A 14,899-nucleotide genomic window follows, 5' to 3' on the forward strand; every position below is an offset into this window, starting at 1 on the left:
TCCAGGTTGTCGTCACAAAGTGTCACACTTCCCGGAAATGCCCCGAAGTACTTACTCGTGAGGTATTAGCGACATTGCGTCACGTTGTCCGGCGCGATACCGCCCGCAGCGCCCCGACGGCACCCTCCCCCGCCCGACTCACGGACATGGGCACCTGCCTGAAAACCTCCCGCGGGATCGGGGTCCGGCACAGCTGCGCGGTCCGCTCCACGTCCCAGTCCACGAGCACGAACCACTCATCGCCCTCCCGCACGACTTCCCGCACGGCGCCCGTGGCGCACAGCTCCTGCCGCTGGGACAGGTAGGCCCAGATGGTGTCCCCCGCCCTCATGGTTCGGTAGCCCGTGCGCAGGCACCACCGATCCGCGGGCTGCGAGCGCCCGATCGCCTCCCACACCGCCGTGGCGTCCTCGCGGGTGCGCCAGTCGGCGGGCATGTGCTGCCCGTGAGCGGCCGGGTTGATGGGAAGCAACCAGTGGGTCTCCGCGGCCATTCACGCGCCTCGCGATTCGGTCGTGGCGTTCGACGTCGCGCCCCGCCCGGTCCCGGCGTCACACTCGGCGGCATCGCCGGAGGCTCGCCCGGCGTCGGCGTCGCGCTCCTCCGGCGACGACGCTCCCAGCAGCGCGTCGTACCCCTCCCGGAACGTGGGGTAGCGCCACCGGGATCGAGGAACCAGGGAGTGCACGAGCGCCCCGTCGATGATCTTGCCGAGCGGCCCCTCCCCCGCGGGCGAGTTGTCCGGGGGCACCGCGACACCCAGCCGCGCCGCGAGGTGCGTGACGACGTCACCCAGCTGAGCGGCGTCATGATCCACGGCGTGCAGCAACCGCAGCGGCTCGGGAGCGTCGAGCACGGTGGAGAGGACCGTGACGAGATCGTCCCGGTGGATCCTGTTGGTCACGCGCCGGTGGGTGACAGGCGTGGCCGTGCGGACCCGCTCGATCAGGGACGTGCGGCCGGGCCCGTAGATCCCCGCGGGGCGCACGATGACCAGGTCCGGGAAGAGATCGGCGGCGAGCTCCTCCGCGGCGAGCAACACGTGGGCGGTGGCGCGCTGAGGGTCGGGCGGGGTGGCCTCGGTGACGACCTCACCGTCGGTGCCGCCCAGGACGCCCGTGGAGGACACGAGCACCACGCGCGGCGCGGCGTCGGACGGCAGGGCCAGGTGCAACCCGCGCAGCGCACCCAGGTAGGTGCGTTCGTAGGCGGTCGCGTCGCGGCCGTCGGCGGTGAGGGTGACCACCACGGCGTCGGCCGCGGGAAGGACGGCCTCCCCCGGGTCGGTGAGGTCCAGAGAGACCGGCTCGATGGGCTCGGGCAGCGCGTCCGCGCGGCGACGCACGCCCACCGCGCGCACTCCGCGTTCGGCGAGGCGCAATCCCAGGGCGGTCCCCACGTCCCCGCAGCCGGCCAGGAGCACTGTTGCAGCGGAATCATTCATGGCACCAGCCTGTCATGTCCGCGCGACGGCGCGTGGTCCGGCTCGGTAAGGGAAAGGAACGGTGCCATGACCGGGCAGAACCTGATCCATCACCCCCCTTATTATTTGGCCCTCCGGCATCTACGGTGGAGGTACCCAGCCCTGCTTCACCACCACTTGCTCAGCAGAGCAGAACGGAGATCACACCATGATCATGAAGACCCTGCACGACGCCGGTATCCGCTCCGAGTACGCCTACACCGCAGGCATGGGCTCGATCGCCCTGTCCTTCGTGTCGTGGGGAATCTCGCGTCTCAAGAGCGACGACTCCAAGGCCCAGTCGGACCGCTGGGGCATCTTCGTGGGCCACTGGGCGCCCACCTTCATGAGCGTGGGCCTGGCTCTCGCCCAGTACGAGCAGACCCTCGAGAACAAGAAGAAGTAGCCACCGACCCCGCAGCCACTCGGCGCAGAAGAACCGCCCCGCACCTTCCTGGTGCGGGGCGGTTCGCCTGTCAGCGGCTGCCCGGTGCGGTGCTCAGTGCCCGTAGCCCTGGGACTGCTCCTCCGTGCCGGCCTGCTCCTCGAAGAACTCCTGCTGCTCCTGGGTGTTCGCCTGCTCGGCGGCCTTCTGGCGCTGCTCGTCGGTGTCCACCTGGCTGACCGACTCGGTGTTCTCGTCCTGCGGGTTCTTGCCCATGGCTGCGCTCCTTCGCGGTTGCGTGGTGCGCCGCCCCGAGCTCCGCGGCCCGGACGACGGCGCCGTGCCCCGAGCATCCTCACCTCACCGGGTCGTGTCAATGGGGGCGATGCCGCCCGTTCGTCACGGGGCGTCCGCGAGCGCGCGCTGCACCCACACCGTCACAGGCCCAGGGGCCCACGCACCCACACCGCGGATCTCCCCCACGGGCCGGGCACCCCGCAGGGCGTTGGTCACGAACACCTCCGACGCCCCAGCGATGTCTGCGAGAGTGATGTCCTGTTCACGGACCTCGTACCCGGCGGCCCGCAGGCTCGAGAGCACCCGGGCGCGCATCACCCCGGGCAGGATCCGGCCGTCAACGGGCGGGGTAGTGACCACGCCACCGCGCACCACGAACACATTTGCACGCCCGGTCTCCAGCACCGTGCCGTCCTGGTCCACCAGCAGCGGATCGCACACCGGGGACCACGGACCGGGTGTCGTGTCCAGGGCGCGGCGGTCCGCCCACTTGTGGCGCCCCCACCCGCCGGGCACCACCACCGGGCGCAGCACCCACGGAGCCACGGGAGGGGCCGCGCCGGGAGGGTTCAGCGGGGCGTGGGTCATCTCGAGACACAGACTCCCAGCGTCCGGAACTGCCGTGACCCGCAGCCGGTGCGGGCCATCCAATCCGGCAGCACGCTGGCGGACCTGCTCTGCGAGCGCGCCCGGCAGCTCATGGGAGAAGCACGCCCGCACGCTGCTCCCGAGCCTTGCCAGGTGCTCCACCAGCTGCTCGGGACGCCCCTCGCGGACGAGCATCGTGGTGAAGACCCCCAGGGAGGGGTCGGGGGTCGAGCGGATCATGGGCGCGTCCCGCAGCGAGGCTGCCGCGCGCGACGGCGCCCCACTGCCTCCCACGCACGCCGGGGTCGCCACCTCCGAGGACTCCGCGTGCTCACGCCACTCCCGGGACAGCTCGGGCCCGAAGCGGGCGCCGACCGCATCCAGCAGCGGGGCGGCCTTCACGAGGGTCTCGAACGCCTCCCCGTCCGGGTCCGAGTCAGCGACGATCCCGCCGCCCACACCCAGGCGCACCATGGTGCCCGAGAACTCGAACGTACGGATGGCCACGTTCATGGCCAGCCCCGCCACGGGACTCGCGTACCCGATCCCACCGGTGTAGACGCCCCGCGCGGTGGTCTCCAGGGCGTTGATGATCTCGGTGGCCCTGACCTTCGGCGCCCCCGTGCACGAACCGGGCGGGAACGTGGAACGCAGGAGGGCGGCGTCGTCGAGCCCGGGGCGCAGCGTGCCGTGGACATCCGCGACCAGGTGGTGGACGCCCGTGTGCGGCTCCACACGCGGCACGGCGGGGCTCAGGACGGAGCCGGGGACGCACACGCGGGAGAGGTCGTTGCGCATGAGGTCCACGATCATCACGTTCTCGGCGCGGTTCTTGGCGGAGGCGTGCAGCTCGCGGGGGTCCGAGTCCGCGGGCGCGGTGCCCTTGATCGGGGAGGTGAGCACGGCGGTGCCCGTCCGACGCAGGTAGAGCTCGGGCGAGAAGCTGGCCACCGCGCCGCCCGGCACGCGCAAGAACCCGGCGAAACGCGGCCGCAGCCGCTCGTACCCGGCGCAGAACAGGTCCAGTGGGTCACCGTCGAATGCCGCTGTGAGCTCTCGGCAGATGTTCGCCTGGAAGATGTCCCCGTCCCGGATGTGCGCCAGCGCGCGCCGCACCGCCTTGGCGTGGGCCGCGCCGGTCACGGCGGCCTCGAACGGCCCGCACCGGTACGAGCGCGGCGCGGACGCCCCGGACGATGACGCCGGGCCGGCCCCGAGCGCCCGCTCCACCGCCGCAATCGTCTCAGCCACCCGGGCAGGGTCCGCACCGGGCAGGGACTCACAGAACCAGCGGTCCGCAGCGCTGTCGTGCAACAGGACGTGGTCGTAGCGCGCCAGGTGGTGCTCCGGCAGACCGCCCGAGTGCGGAGGTGCGGGCGGGAGCGACTCCAGGCGGCGCGAGAGCTGGTACCCCAGGTAACCGAGCCACCCGCCACCGAAGCGGGCGGGATCGGCGCAGGGGCGAGCCAGAACGCAGAGATCGTGCCGGTTCCCGCCCGTGCTGGGCGGGGCGGCGCGCGCCACGGTGGGAGGATCGTCGTCGTCCGCGGAGCCCAGAGCGGCGAACGGGTCCTCGTCCGCACCGAGCACGCGCGCGGGCCGGATGCCGATCACCGCGTCCCCGTGCATCCAGTCCCCGAGCAGCGCCGCGAGACCGGGTTCAGCATGCAGCGCGCGCAGCATCTGCACGGGTCTCACGCGATGCGGCAGAGGGTGTCGGGGCACGGTTTCCTCTCGTGGGGCGCCGGGGAGCAGCTCGGACGCGGCCATGATATGGAGAGGAACCGCCACGCAGAGCAGCGGAGCGGTTCCTCGACGACGGTCACAGCGCCGCGCAGCCACGCGGCGAGGACGTCACTCAGATCTTGACGACCATCTTGCCCTTGTTCGCGCCCTTCATCATGTCCAGGAACGCGTCCACGGCGTGGTCGATGCCCTCCACCACGGTCTCATCGTGGGCGACCTTGCCGGAGGTGAACCACTCACCCATCCGCTGGCGGTACTCCTGGGCGACGTCAGTGTGGTCACCCATGGTGAAGCCCTCCAGCATGAGGGAGTTCTTGATGATGTTGCCCATGTTGTCCGGGCCGCAGGGGCGCTCGGTGGAGTTGTACTGGCTGATCGCGCCGCACACGGCCACACGGCCGTGACGGTTGAGCACGTCCAGAGCCGCCTCCAGGTGGTCGCCGCCCACGTTGTCGTAGTACACGTCCACGCCATCCTCACCCACAGCATCGGCCAGCTGCTCACGGATGGGGGCATCCTTGTAGTTGAGCACCTTGTCGAAGCCGTACTTCTCGGTGAGCATCCGGGCCTTCTCGTCCGAGCCGGCGGAACCGATCACGTAGGAGGCGCCCAGCAGCTTGGCGATCTGACCCGCGATGGAGCCCACGGCGCCGGCGGCACCGGAAACGAACACGCGGTCCCCCTCCTTCAGCCCGGCGATGCGGGTGAGCCCGGTGTACGCAGTCATCCCTGTCATGCCCAGCACGCCCAGGTACACGGACAGCTCGGCGTTGGGCAGCTCCTCAACCTTGGTGAACTCCTTGGCAGATCCCTGGGCGAGGTCGCGCCAGCCGTACTGGTGCAGCACGGGGGTGCCTTCGGGGAGATCCTCGGAGCGGGACTCGACCACGCGGCCGATGGCGCCGCCGGTCATGGTCTCGTTCAGGGCGAACGGCGGGACGTAGCTCTTCTCGTCCCGCATGCGCCCGCGCATGTACGGGTCCACGGACATGAACTCGTTGCGCACGCGCACCTCTCCGTCCTGCAGCTCCGGCAGGTCCACGGTGACGGTGCGGAAGTTCTCGTGCTCGGGCCACCCCTCCGGGCGGGAGACGAGCTGGATCTGTGTGCTGGTGGAATCGGTAGTAGCCATGTCGCCATAGTGGCATGCACAAACGTTTGCCACAGCAAGGATTCGCGCCCAGCGGACGCTACCCCCGGTTACTCGTCACATGGGGCAGCCCAGGAGTAATTTACGCACCCCACGGTGATCGCCGACGCCGCACGGACCGGTTCCCGGGGGCGCCCCGCGCGCGGCTCAGCCCTAACGAGCCTTCATGCGCCGATTCTTCCTGTTGATCACATCGGTCGTGCCCCGGTGGCGGACCACCTGCGAGCCGGGATCTGCTTGAGGGAGCGGAGCGAGGTGCGAACCTTCACGGAACCTCATGGTTGCGAACAATTCTCATTCAGGAGAGCATCACGGAGCATCGGTAGCCACAACCCGCTGCACCGGTTCGCTCCGCTGGGTCGCCAGGGGGAGATTCAGCGTGACGGTGGTGCCTTCCCCCTCCACCGACTCCAGGGCCACGGACCCCCCGTGCTGCTCCACGATGGTGCGCATGATCACGAGCCCCAGTCCCGTTCCGGGCACCTGCTGGGCCGTGGCGTTGGAGGCCCGGGTGAAGCTCGTGAAGAGGGACCCCACCTCTTTCTCGGGAATGCCCATCCCGGTGTCCGTGCACGTCAGGCGGACTCCCGTGCCATCGGGCGTGCCTTCCAGCGTCAGCGAGACGGCACCGTGGGGCGGGGTGAACTTGATGGCGTTACCCACCACGTTGGTGACGGCCCGCTCCAGACGGTCCCGGTCCCCGAACACGGGCCACGAACCGTCCGTGTCCGCGTGGACGGTCACCTCGCCCGCCGCGGCCTGGGGAACGAGATTGGTGACCACCCCGGACACGCACTCTGCGAGGTCCAGCACACAGTGGCGCGCCGAGCGGTTCTCCTGGTCCTGGTCCAGCTTGTTGATCAGCAGCAGGTCCTCGATCAGCAGCCGCAGCCGTTCCGTGTTGCGCCGCACCACTTCCAGCACGCGGGCCTGTTCCGGGCCGACACTGCCGAAGTCCCCGTCCTGGAGCATCTCCACATAGCCGCTGATGGATGTGAGCGGGGTTCGCAGCTCGTGGTTGGTGGTGGAGACGAACACGGATTTCTGGCGGTTGAGCTCCGTGAGCTGCTCCAGGGTGCGCTCCCGCTGCTCCACCACGTCCCGGGCCTCGCGGGTGAAGGCGTTGAAGGACGCGGCGAGGCCCACCACTTCACGAGCGCCGTGGGAGGTTTCCGCGACGGCGTCGTGATCGCCCGCGCGCTGCCTCGCCACCGTGCACTGCAGCGCGAGCAGCGGCGCCCCGAGGGCGCGGTCCGCGCGGCCCAGGACGAGGAACGCCACCGCGATCGACAGCATCGCGGCAGTCACCACGGCGGCCGCGGCCAGGGTCATGGACCGGTTCAGATCCGCTCTGCGCTGCTCCCGCAGGCGGGAGGCGTCCGCCCGGACGTCCTCCAGTGTACCGAGGGCCCGGTCCATGGCGGATGTCGTAGTGGGCAGGTCCAGAGATCTCCGCGGGGTGTCCCTCCCTGGTTCCCGGGTGAGGCCGAGCCACGTGTCCACGGACTCGTTCAAGGACCGCAGCTGCGGCAGCCGCCCGGCCGCCACCTCACCCAGGACGTCCTGGGCTGCACTGAGGTCCGCAGTGGCCTCAGCGTACTCCCGCGCGAAAGCCTGGTCTCCGCTGACCGCGTAGCCACGCGCGGCCGTCTGGGCGCGCAGCAGCGTGGCCTCCACCTGGTGCGTGGCATCCATCAGGGGTGTGATGGTGGTGCGCGTGGCAGCCACGTTCAGCTGCACCGTGTGCAGTCCCCACAGTGCGGTGGCGCCGGTGAAGAGCAGTGCGAGGCACAACAGGGCGAGCACCTGCAGGAGGATGGCGCGCACCCCGCGGTGGCGGACACCGTCCCGCACGCGGGTCAGTGCCGGGAAGCGGGCGCTCATCCGTCCACCTCCGTGAAACCCGAACGGGTCATGGTGCCCCACTGCTGGCGGCGCCCCAGCAGGGAGGCCACCCAGCCCTCCATGCGCCACCACGCCGTGAGCTGGCGGTAGCCCAGGTTCTCCAGGACCACCGCGCCCAGCGTGATGCCCAGGTCCCGCCAGCGGGGGTACTTGTGGTAGCTCAGCTCCTCGATCGTCACGGCCGCGAGGGTCACGATGATCGCGTACGCGTAGGCCACGAGCATGAACAACAGGAAGTACTGCCAGGACACGAGTCCCAGCGCGAAGCCCAGGGCGATCAGTACCAGCCCGGCGAGTTCCAACAGCGGGGCGATCAGCTCGAAGAGCCAGTAGTACGGAACCGCAACGAGACCCAGCCGGCCGTAGCGGGGGTTGAACAGCATGTCCCGGTAGGCCCACAGGGTCTCCCACAGACCCCGGTGCCAGCGCGCCCGCTGCCGCCGCAGCACGGGCAGGGTGCTAGGGACCTCCGTCCAGCAGATGGGCTCCGTGAGAAAGGTGACGCGGTAGGGCCGGCGCTGCCTGCGGAAGGTCCGGTGCAGACGCATCACCAGTTCGAAGTCCTCACCGATGCTCGAGGCGTCCAGGCCTCCCACCGCCACGAGGGCATCCCGGCGGAAGACACCGAACGCGCCGCTGATCAGCAGCAGCGCGTTGATCCGGGACCAGCCTGCGCGTCCCAGGTGGAAGGCTCGCAGGTACTCCATCACCTGGATGTCCGCGAGCGGCGTGCCCGGCATGCGCACCTCCAGGACACGGCCGCCCTTCACGCGGCACCCGTTGACGGCGCGGATCACTCCCCCGGCGGCGACCGTGGAGATCGGGTCCTCGATGAAGGGCCGGGACACCGTCAGCAGCGCCCCGGGGTCCAGGATGGAGTCCGAGTCCACGAACAGCACCAGGTCCTCGCGGGCCAGGTTGATGCCCACGTTGATGGAGTCGGAGCGGCCCGAGTTGCGCTTGTGCACCACGGTCAGCCGGGTCCGCCCGTCCCGTGGGACGTGAATGCTGGCCGGTGCCTCCCGCACCGGAACGTCCTCGGGCATCTGCCGGGACACCGGCACCAGGTCGAAGGCCCGGCGCAGCACCTCGAAACCGTTGTCGGTGCTGCCGTCGTCCACCACGATCACCTCGTGGCGCGGGTGCTGCAGCGACAGAAAGGACTCCACGGCCACGCGGATGCCGACCTCCTCGTTGTGCATGGGTGCCACCACGCTGATGCCGGGCATGGTGCGGGAGCGCATCAGTTCCTCCCGCCCCGCGAACGGGATCCGGCGGCGGTAGGCCACGAAGTCCACCGCCGCCAGGACGATCATCACCAGGTAGGACGTGTTGATCAGCAGGAAGTAGATCAGCACCGGCACCGCAATGAACGCCAGGATCCCGGCCACAGCGCCGCGCAGCAGCTCAAGCCACTCCACGGCCGGCTCCTCTCATGGCGCTCAGCTGCAGCGCGTAGTGGGCGGGGTGCACGGCAGGGGTGTCCCCGTCCAGGGCGCCCAGCAGCCGCTCCCTCCCGGCAGGGCCCAGTTCGGTGAGAGCCACCGCGGCCCGCTCCGCCAACCGGGGCCGGGTGTCCTCGACCAGGGGGCCCAGGGCCGCCACAGAGGCCGGCAGACCCAGCCGTTCGAGGGACTCCACGGCGGCGAGCGCCACGCTCTCGTCCCGGTGGCGGGCGAGCTCGGACAGGACGGCGAGGTCCTGCGCTCCCCCCACCCATCCCAGGGCGCCGACGAAGGCGGTGAGGGCCCGGGGGTCGGTCTCCTGTGCCAGGCGCTCACGCACGACGGGAGCGGCACCTGGCACGGGGCGCACTCCGATCACAGTTGCCGCCACATGGCGCACCGCCGGGTCCGGGTGCAGGGTGGCCTCCTCGATCACGGGTGCCGCTGCGTCGTCGAAGGCGCACAGGGACTCCACGGCCACCCAGCTGGGCAGTCCGCGGGGACGACGCCGCGGCGCCACCGCGCGCAGCACGGCGCGGGCCGCGGAGCCGTCGCCGAGCAGCGCCAGGGCACGGGCGGCGGCAACCACCACGTCCGCGGAACGGTCCTGGAGCAGGGGCAGGAGCCGGGGCGCGGACTCGCGAGCGCGCATCAGCCCGAGGGTCCAGGCGGCGTGGGCACGGCGCACCGCGCTGTGGGAGGAGAGCCCCGTGATGGCCCACTCGGCGCGTCCGTGGGCGTCGAGCACCCGGGCCAGAGCACGGGCGGGCTCCCCCCTGACCTTGGAGAGCATCGCGGAGACGGCGCGGTCCACCACCGGTACGCGGCGCCGGGGCACCGCAGTCAGGCGGCGCAGGGCGGAGGCGTCGTCGTCCTCACCGGACGCGACCTCGAGCATTGCGGGGCGCAACTCACCGAGCAGCTTCGCGTCCCGGCGTTCACGCCACTGCCGGCCTGCACGCGATCCCAGGACGGTCGCGAGGAGCAGGGCCGCGGCCCATACCAGAACCCACAGCACCCAGGACAGCAGCTGCGCGGAGACCACCGTGGGGGTCGCCACTGCGGGTCACCGCCCCCGGCCGAGGAGGCTGTTCACACGGTGCAGCAGCTCACGGGGGCTGAAGGGCTTGGTGACGTACTCGTCCGCACCGGTGTTGTACCCGTCGTCCACGTCCGTGTCCCTGGCCCGGGCGGTCAGCAGGACCACTTTGAGGTGTTTCAGAGCCTCGGTGGCACGGATCTGGCGCAGCACGTCCAGTCCGCTGAGACCGGGCATCATGACGTCCAGCACCACGACGTCTGGGATGCCGTCCTCCAGCGCGCTCAGCGCAGCGGTGCCATCCTCCACCGCCCGGACCTCGTATCCCGCCTGTTGCAGTTTGAAGACCACGAGGTCGCGAATGTCGGGGTCGTCGTCCGCAACGAGGACGGACGGGTGTTCAGGGCTCACGAGGGCGCTCCGTGTGTCTGGGGGGATGGACACGCTCCGAATCCGCGGCAGCGGAGGAGATGAAGCCAAGAGTATTCAAAAACATGCAGGTTGGCGGGAGATGACACTTGGTGCGGTGAAATCAGCCGCGGGGCTCCATCTCCTTCTCCACGACCCACTTGTGGTTGGTCATGGTCATGCCGTCCGCCTTGTAGTCCACCATGTAGACGGTCTGGGTGGTGGAGGAGGCAACGGTGCCCGTGGCGCCCTTCATGCCCTCCATGTGGTCCGCCTCGATGGTGACCTCGGTGCCGTCCGCGAGGCGCTCCGAACCGGCACCCTGGAGCTCCTCCTGGACCACCCACTTGTGGTTGATGACCTCGGGCCCGCCGTCCGTGGGGGTGTAGTTCACGGCGTAGGCCACGGTCTTGTAGGCGCCCACCACAGTGGCCGGGGCGTCCCTCATGCCCTCCATATGGTCGGTGGTCAGCGTAACCTGCGTGCCCACCGGGTAGGTGGGCTTCTCCGCGGCGGCGATGCCCTGCGGGGCGGGGCCACCGTCCATGGCGTGCATGTGCTCGTGCCCGCCCTGGCTCGCACTGGGCGTGCCACTCGCGGGCGACGACGCCGCCTGGCTCGTCGCGCTGGAGGTCGCGCTGGTCTCGTGGCCCTCGTGGGCGGAGTGGTCCGCGGAATCGGAACCGGCGGAGCATGCGGTGGCGGTCACCAGGATGGCGAGACCGGCGAGGGTGAGGGGAAGTCGACGCATGGGAAAGGATCCTTTCTGCGGGCCCGCCCGGGTTGCTGGACCCCGGTACGGGCGGGTTTCTGGTGGGAATGCGCGGTGGCAGCGGGGCCCCGCTGCACTTGTTCCCTACAAGAGGGTACCGAGGGACGCGACGAAGCCGCCCAGCATGAACGCGCTGATGCCGTACGCCAGGGGGCGGTTGTCCATGGGGCCGCCGCCGGAGGCGTGGTGGGTGATGGCGTGGCCCTTGCCGCGGCGCAGCAGGGCCTTGTTCACCGGGTATGCCGCGAAGTACGCGATCACGAGGGACAGGGCCATGGAACCCCAGAACAGGGCGTCCAGCAGGCCGGCGTCCATGGCGCCGGGGACCAGCCACATGACGAGGTTGTCCACGACCTCCATGGTGAGGATGGAGACGGTGTCCGTGGCGGTGCTGGTGACGTTGCCCCACCCGAACACGGTGGCCAGGATCAGGCCGAGGATCTCGCCGATGGAGCAGCCGGTGAGGCAGTGGAGGGTGGCGCTGGCGGCCATGTTGGACATGTCGTGGCCTGCGTGGTTGGAGGGGGTATGGTCGTGCATGTCGTGGCCCGAGAGGGAGTCCGAGTGATCGGTGGGGTGGGTGGTGGCGGGCGTGTTCATGCCATCGACTATATACCCTGGGGGGGTATTATTGATATGGATTTCTTTACATGCGTTGATCGGGTGCTGGCACAGCCATCTCTACACTGGACAGGTCGCAGTCGGTTGCATGAACCTATTCATACCTCAAGGCGGTTTCACATGACATCCCCTAATGCTCGCCCCACCGAAGTTCCCACGTGGCCGGAGCTCCTGAGGCCCGTTTTATCGGTCATGACATCCGGGGAAAACCTGCACCGCAAGGACATATTTGATCGCGCCGCCGAAGCCGCCGGATTGAGCGACTCCGCCAAGAGTGAACAGCTGAACACGGGCAGCCTCCGATATGAACAGCGCATGCAGTGGGTGTTGAGCCATTTATCCCGCGCAAACCTGGTGGATCGCCCTGCGCGGGGGTACTACCGGCTCAATGATGCGGGACGGGCATGGACCAAGGAACATCCGAGAGGCATGACATTCAGAGAGGCCAACCAATACTTCAAGCCGTTCTGGAGCCCGGAGGTCTCGAAGCAGCCGAACAGCACGACAACGCCAAAGGTGGCAGAGCTAGAACCCCTTGAAAAAATCGACGAAGGGATTAATCAGCTTACGGCCGAGACAGCGGAAGATCTCTTGGAACGCCTGCGCGGCACCCACCCCGATTTCTTTGAGGAGGCGGTTGTGCAGGTGCTTCTGAAAATGGGGTACGGCGGGGCGGACAAACGAGGGCGCCGCATTGGCGGGTCTGGAGACGGGGGTGTAGACGGGGTCATCGACCAGGACCCCCTGGGCCTCGATCAGATTTACATCCAGGCCAAGCGCTACGCAGAGAAGAACACCGTAGGCCGGGAGGCAATTCAGGCCTTCGTGGGCGCACTTCATGGCAAGGGCGCAACGAAGGGCATCTTTATCACCACAAGCACATTTACTGCGGGCGCGAAAGACTACGCCGCAGTAGTCCCCTCTCGCCCCGTCCTCATCGATGGCGAGCGCCTGGTGGCCTTGATGCTCAAGTACCGGGTGGGAGTGCAGGTGAGGCAGACCTTTGATGTCTTAGCCGTAGACGAGGATTTCTTCGAATAGCGATCCCCGCACATCCGCCGCCGCTGAGATGCAGCTCACGCCCGGCCTCCCGAACCTTTACTCACCGTAATAGGTGCAGTGATCAGCCGTCTTCGCCCTGGCTCATCAACGCGAACACTGTATTCCGCGAAGACGTCGTTGTAAAACCATGAAAATGCGCCTCATCCTTTACGCAGTTGGCCTAGCGTCAATGATCATGCCGCGCGGAGGACCTCGGGCATCCCCATCAACTCGGGAACGTCACGGAACCCTCTAGTTCAACTGACCTCATCATGCCGGCTGAACGGTAACGTTCGTGGCTGGTGACGAGTTCGGCGATCTCGGCAGGCGGATCCCCGTGGGCCCCGATGTTAAGCACTGCGTGGGGCACCCACTCATCGGCCTCATCCCGCCCCTTTCCCAGGAACAGCATTTCAACACTATGGATGCTGGGGGTGGCCGATCGTCGATTCCGGGGGTCCTGCGAGGTAGTTGGCATGACCGTTAGAGCCCAGGACGTTCCCTTCCCCCACGGTCAAGCCCCGAGAAGTGGTGTAGCGATCTTTCGTAGGGGTCAGGCAGTGAGGGCGGTCAGGGGGTCGGGGATCACCTCGCTTCCGGTGCGGGCCACGGGGGTGAGCCGGCAACGGGTGAGGACCTCGAGTCCGAGGTAGCGGCGGCCCTCGGCCCACTCATCGGTCTGCTCGGCCAGCACCGCGCCCACGAGGCGAACGATGGCGGCTCGGTTGGGGAAGATCCCGACCGCGTCGGTGCGCCGGCGGATCTCCTTGTTCAGCCTCTCGGCGGGGTTGTTGGACCAGATCTGCATCCACACGTCTTTCGGGAAGCCGGTGAAGGCCAGCAGGTCCTCCCGGGCGTCGGCCAGGTGCTCAGCCACCTCGGGCAGCTTCTCGGCGACGTAGTCGATCAGCCGGTCGAACTGGGCGTTCACCGCGGCGGCATCGGGCTGGTCATAGACCGAGTGCAGCATCGCCTTCACGGCCGGCCACATGCTCTTCGGGCAGATCGACATGAGATTGGCCGCGTAGTGGGTGCGGCACCGCTGCCAGGACGCCCCGGGCAGGTGCGCGGCGATCGCGTCCTTGAGACCGGCGTGGGCGTCACTGGTGACCAGGCGGACTCCGCCCAGGCCCCGGGCCACCAGGTCGGCGAACAACTCGTTCCACGCCGCCCCGGTCTCGGCCGTGGCCACCCGCATCCCGAGGACCTCCCGGTGGCCGTCGCCGTTGACCCCGGTGGCCAGCAGCACGACCGCGTTGACCACCCGCCCGCCCTCTCGGACCTTCATGGTCAGCGCGTCGGCGGCGACGAACGTAAAAGGGCCGGCCTCGTCCAGTGGCCGGTGGCGGAAGGACTCCACGTGCTCGTCGAGGTCACCGGCCATGCGCGAGACCTGGGACTTCGACAGGGAGTTGATGCCCAGGGTCTTCACCAGCTTGTCCATCCGACGGGTCGAGACCCCGGCGAGGTAACAGTCGGCGACCACGGTGATCAGCGCGGACTCAGCCCGTTTGCGCCGCTCCAGCAACCACTCGGGGAAGTAGGTGCCGGTGCGCAGTTTCGGCACGGCGACGTCGATCGTGCCGATGCGGGTGTCGAGCTCACGGTGCCGGTAGCCGTTGCGCTGCGCAGACCGGGTCGGGGTGGGCTTGCCCCATTCGGCGCCGACCACCGCCTCGGCATCAGCAGACAAGAGAGCGTTGATCACCGTCTGCAACAAGCTGCGCATCAGATCCGGGGACGCGTCGGACAGGGCTTCGCCGAGCAGGCCGGCAGGGTCGACAATGTGAGGAGCGGTCATCGTGATGATGTCCTTTCGAGGGTGCTGTGAGAGGTGAACTCGAAAGATCTCACGGTGGCCGCGCTCTCGTCGGCGACGACGAGCAAGACCACCGCGCTACACCACTATCGGGGGCTCAACTATTAGGTGCACGATTTCGCGTGATGACAGTACCGACGTTCGGCGTCAAGGTGTCTGTCCGATCCGGTGAACCCCTCGTCATGCAGAAGGCCCCGGAATAGTCTCTGCATCAGATGCAT

At 68.8% G+C, this 14,899-nt stretch carries 14 protein-coding genes and 1 pseudogene; 2 read left to right on the forward strand and 13 right to left on the reverse strand.

The window, feature by feature from the left end:
* Window positions 1-79 precede the first annotated feature (79 nt).
* Together ACW9PK_RS05385 and ACW9PK_RS05390 are read right to left on the reverse strand one after the other, a co-directional pair.
* On the reverse strand, window positions 80-493 hold the full coding sequence (locus ACW9PK_RS05385; protein WP_085106900.1) for a hypothetical protein: 414 nt from the start codon (window positions 491-493) through the stop codon (window positions 80-82).
* Window positions 494-1,444, reverse strand: coding sequence for an NAD(P)H-binding protein (locus ACW9PK_RS05390; protein WP_457016938.1), 951 nt, complete (start codon window positions 1,442-1,444; stop codon window positions 494-496).
* 187 nt (window positions 1,445-1,631) lie between these two features.
* Here ACW9PK_RS05390 and ACW9PK_RS05395 point away from each other — a divergent pair, with 187 nt between their 5' ends.
* A complete protein-coding gene (locus tag ACW9PK_RS05395; protein ID WP_055085169.1) occupies window positions 1,632-1,868 on the forward strand; it encodes a hypothetical protein in 237 nt (78 codons plus the stop codon).
* A gap of 93 nt (window positions 1,869-1,961) precedes the next feature.
* Here ACW9PK_RS05395 and ACW9PK_RS05400 read toward each other — a convergent pair whose 3' ends face one another.
* The 10 genes and pseudogenes from ACW9PK_RS05400 to ACW9PK_RS05445 all read right to left on the reverse strand — a co-directional run bounded on the left by ACW9PK_RS05400 (window position 1,962) and on the right by ACW9PK_RS05445 (window position 11,797).
* On the reverse strand, window positions 1,962-2,123 hold the full coding sequence (locus ACW9PK_RS05400; protein WP_164497787.1) for a hypothetical protein: 162 nt from the start codon (window positions 2,121-2,123) through the stop codon (window positions 1,962-1,964).
* A 123-nt stretch (window positions 2,124-2,246) separates the two neighbouring features.
* Window positions 2,247-4,415: a chorismate-binding protein gene (locus tag ACW9PK_RS05405; RefSeq protein WP_457017167.1), complete on the reverse strand. Its 2,169-nt coding sequence runs from the start codon at window positions 4,413-4,415 to the stop codon at window positions 2,247-2,249.
* Window positions 4,416-4,590: 175 nt separating this feature from the next.
* Window positions 4,591-5,610, reverse strand: coding sequence for an NADP-dependent oxidoreductase (locus ACW9PK_RS05410; protein ID WP_239321488.1), 1,020 nt, complete (start codon window positions 5,608-5,610; stop codon window positions 4,591-4,593).
* 171 nt (window positions 5,611-5,781) lie between these two features.
* Window positions 5,782-5,897 (reverse strand): annotated as a pseudogene (locus ACW9PK_RS05415) (ribosomal protein bL36).
* A gap of 40 nt (window positions 5,898-5,937) precedes the next feature.
* Complete coding sequence (locus ACW9PK_RS05420) at window positions 5,938-7,512, reverse strand: ATP-binding protein (RefSeq protein ID WP_457016941.1); 1,575 nt, start codon at window positions 7,510-7,512, stop codon at window positions 5,938-5,940.
* The gene (locus ACW9PK_RS05425; RefSeq protein WP_400697164.1) at window positions 7,509-8,954 is read right to left on the reverse strand and encodes a glycosyltransferase family 2 protein; all 1,446 of its coding nucleotides are present in this window, start codon (window positions 8,952-8,954) and stop codon (window positions 7,509-7,511) included. Before ACW9PK_RS05425 ends, ACW9PK_RS05420 begins: the two co-directional genes overlap by 4 nt.
* Window positions 8,941-10,038: a HEAT repeat domain-containing protein gene (locus tag ACW9PK_RS05430; RefSeq protein WP_318545911.1), complete on the reverse strand. Its 1,098-nt coding sequence runs from the start codon at window positions 10,036-10,038 to the stop codon at window positions 8,941-8,943. The genes ACW9PK_RS05425 and ACW9PK_RS05430 overlap by 14 nt, the downstream gene beginning before the upstream one ends.
* 6 nt (window positions 10,039-10,044) lie before the next feature.
* The gene (locus tag ACW9PK_RS05435; RefSeq protein WP_126874166.1) at window positions 10,045-10,428 is read right to left on the reverse strand and encodes a response regulator transcription factor; all 384 of its coding nucleotides are present in this window, start codon (window positions 10,426-10,428) and stop codon (window positions 10,045-10,047) included.
* 121 nt (window positions 10,429-10,549) lie between these two features.
* Window positions 10,550-11,176, reverse strand: a complete 627-nt coding sequence (locus ACW9PK_RS05440; protein WP_368844621.1) for a YdhK family protein — start codon at window positions 11,174-11,176, stop codon at window positions 10,550-10,552.
* Window positions 11,177-11,281: 105 nt separating this feature from the next.
* Window positions 11,282-11,797, reverse strand: a complete 516-nt coding sequence (locus ACW9PK_RS05445; protein ID WP_239321478.1) for a DUF4396 domain-containing protein — start codon at window positions 11,795-11,797, stop codon at window positions 11,282-11,284.
* 213 nt (window positions 11,798-12,010) lie between these two features.
* On the opposite strand from ACW9PK_RS05445, the gene ACW9PK_RS05450 reads away from it, so the two are divergent.
* Entirely contained in the window at window positions 12,011-12,859 is an 849-nt protein-coding gene (locus ACW9PK_RS05450) for a restriction endonuclease (RefSeq protein ID WP_457016946.1), read from the forward strand.
* Window positions 12,860-13,412: 553 nt separating this feature from the next.
* Here ACW9PK_RS05450 and ACW9PK_RS05455 read toward each other — a convergent pair.
* Window positions 13,413-14,660 (reverse strand): IS256 family transposase, encoded by a 1,248-nt coding sequence (locus tag ACW9PK_RS05455; protein WP_457016209.1) that lies wholly within the window; start codon window positions 14,658-14,660, stop codon window positions 13,413-13,415.
* Between the last annotated feature and the right edge of the window lie 239 nt (window positions 14,661-14,899).

This window comes from Kocuria sp. MNB10, assembly GCF_054073685.1.

What these genes read in the sequence shown, in the direction of transcription:
- ACW9PK_RS05445 (WP_239321478.1), bottom strand. Translation starts at nt 11,797, where the DNA reads ATGAACACGCCCGCCACCACCCACCCCACCGATCACTCGGACTCCCTC.
- ACW9PK_RS05400 (WP_164497787.1), bottom strand. Translation starts at nt 2,123, where the DNA reads ATGGGCAAGAACCCGCAGGACGAGAACACCGAGTCGGTCAGCCAGGTG.
- ACW9PK_RS05385 (WP_085106900.1), bottom strand. Translation starts at nt 493, where the DNA reads ATGGCCGCGGAGACCCACTGGTTGCTTCCCATCAACCCGGCCGCTCAC.
- ACW9PK_RS05390 (WP_457016938.1), bottom strand. Translation starts at nt 1,444, where the DNA reads ATGAATGATTCCGCTGCAACAGTGCTCCTGGCCGGCTGCGGGGACGTG.
- ACW9PK_RS05450 (WP_457016946.1), top strand. Translation starts at nt 12,011, where the DNA reads ATGACATCCGGGGAAAACCTGCACCGCAAGGACATATTTGATCGCGCC.
- ACW9PK_RS05405 (WP_457017167.1), bottom strand. Translation starts at nt 4,415, where the DNA reads ATGCTGCGCGCGCTGCATGCTGAACCCGGTCTCGCGGCGCTGCTCGGG.
- ACW9PK_RS05420 (WP_457016941.1), bottom strand. Translation starts at nt 7,512, where the DNA reads ATGAGCGCCCGCTTCCCGGCACTGACCCGCGTGCGGGACGGTGTCCGC.
- ACW9PK_RS05395 (WP_055085169.1), top strand. Translation starts at nt 1,632, where the DNA reads ATGATCATGAAGACCCTGCACGACGCCGGTATCCGCTCCGAGTACGCC.
- ACW9PK_RS05440 (WP_368844621.1), bottom strand. Translation starts at nt 11,176, where the DNA reads ATGCGTCGACTTCCCCTCACCCTCGCCGGTCTCGCCATCCTGGTGACC.
- ACW9PK_RS05455 (WP_457016209.1), bottom strand. Translation starts at nt 14,660, where the DNA reads ATGACCGCTCCTCACATTGTCGACCCTGCCGGCCTGCTCGGCGAAGCC.
- ACW9PK_RS05410 (WP_239321488.1), bottom strand. Translation starts at nt 5,610, where the DNA reads ATGGCTACTACCGATTCCACCAGCACACAGATCCAGCTCGTCTCCCGC.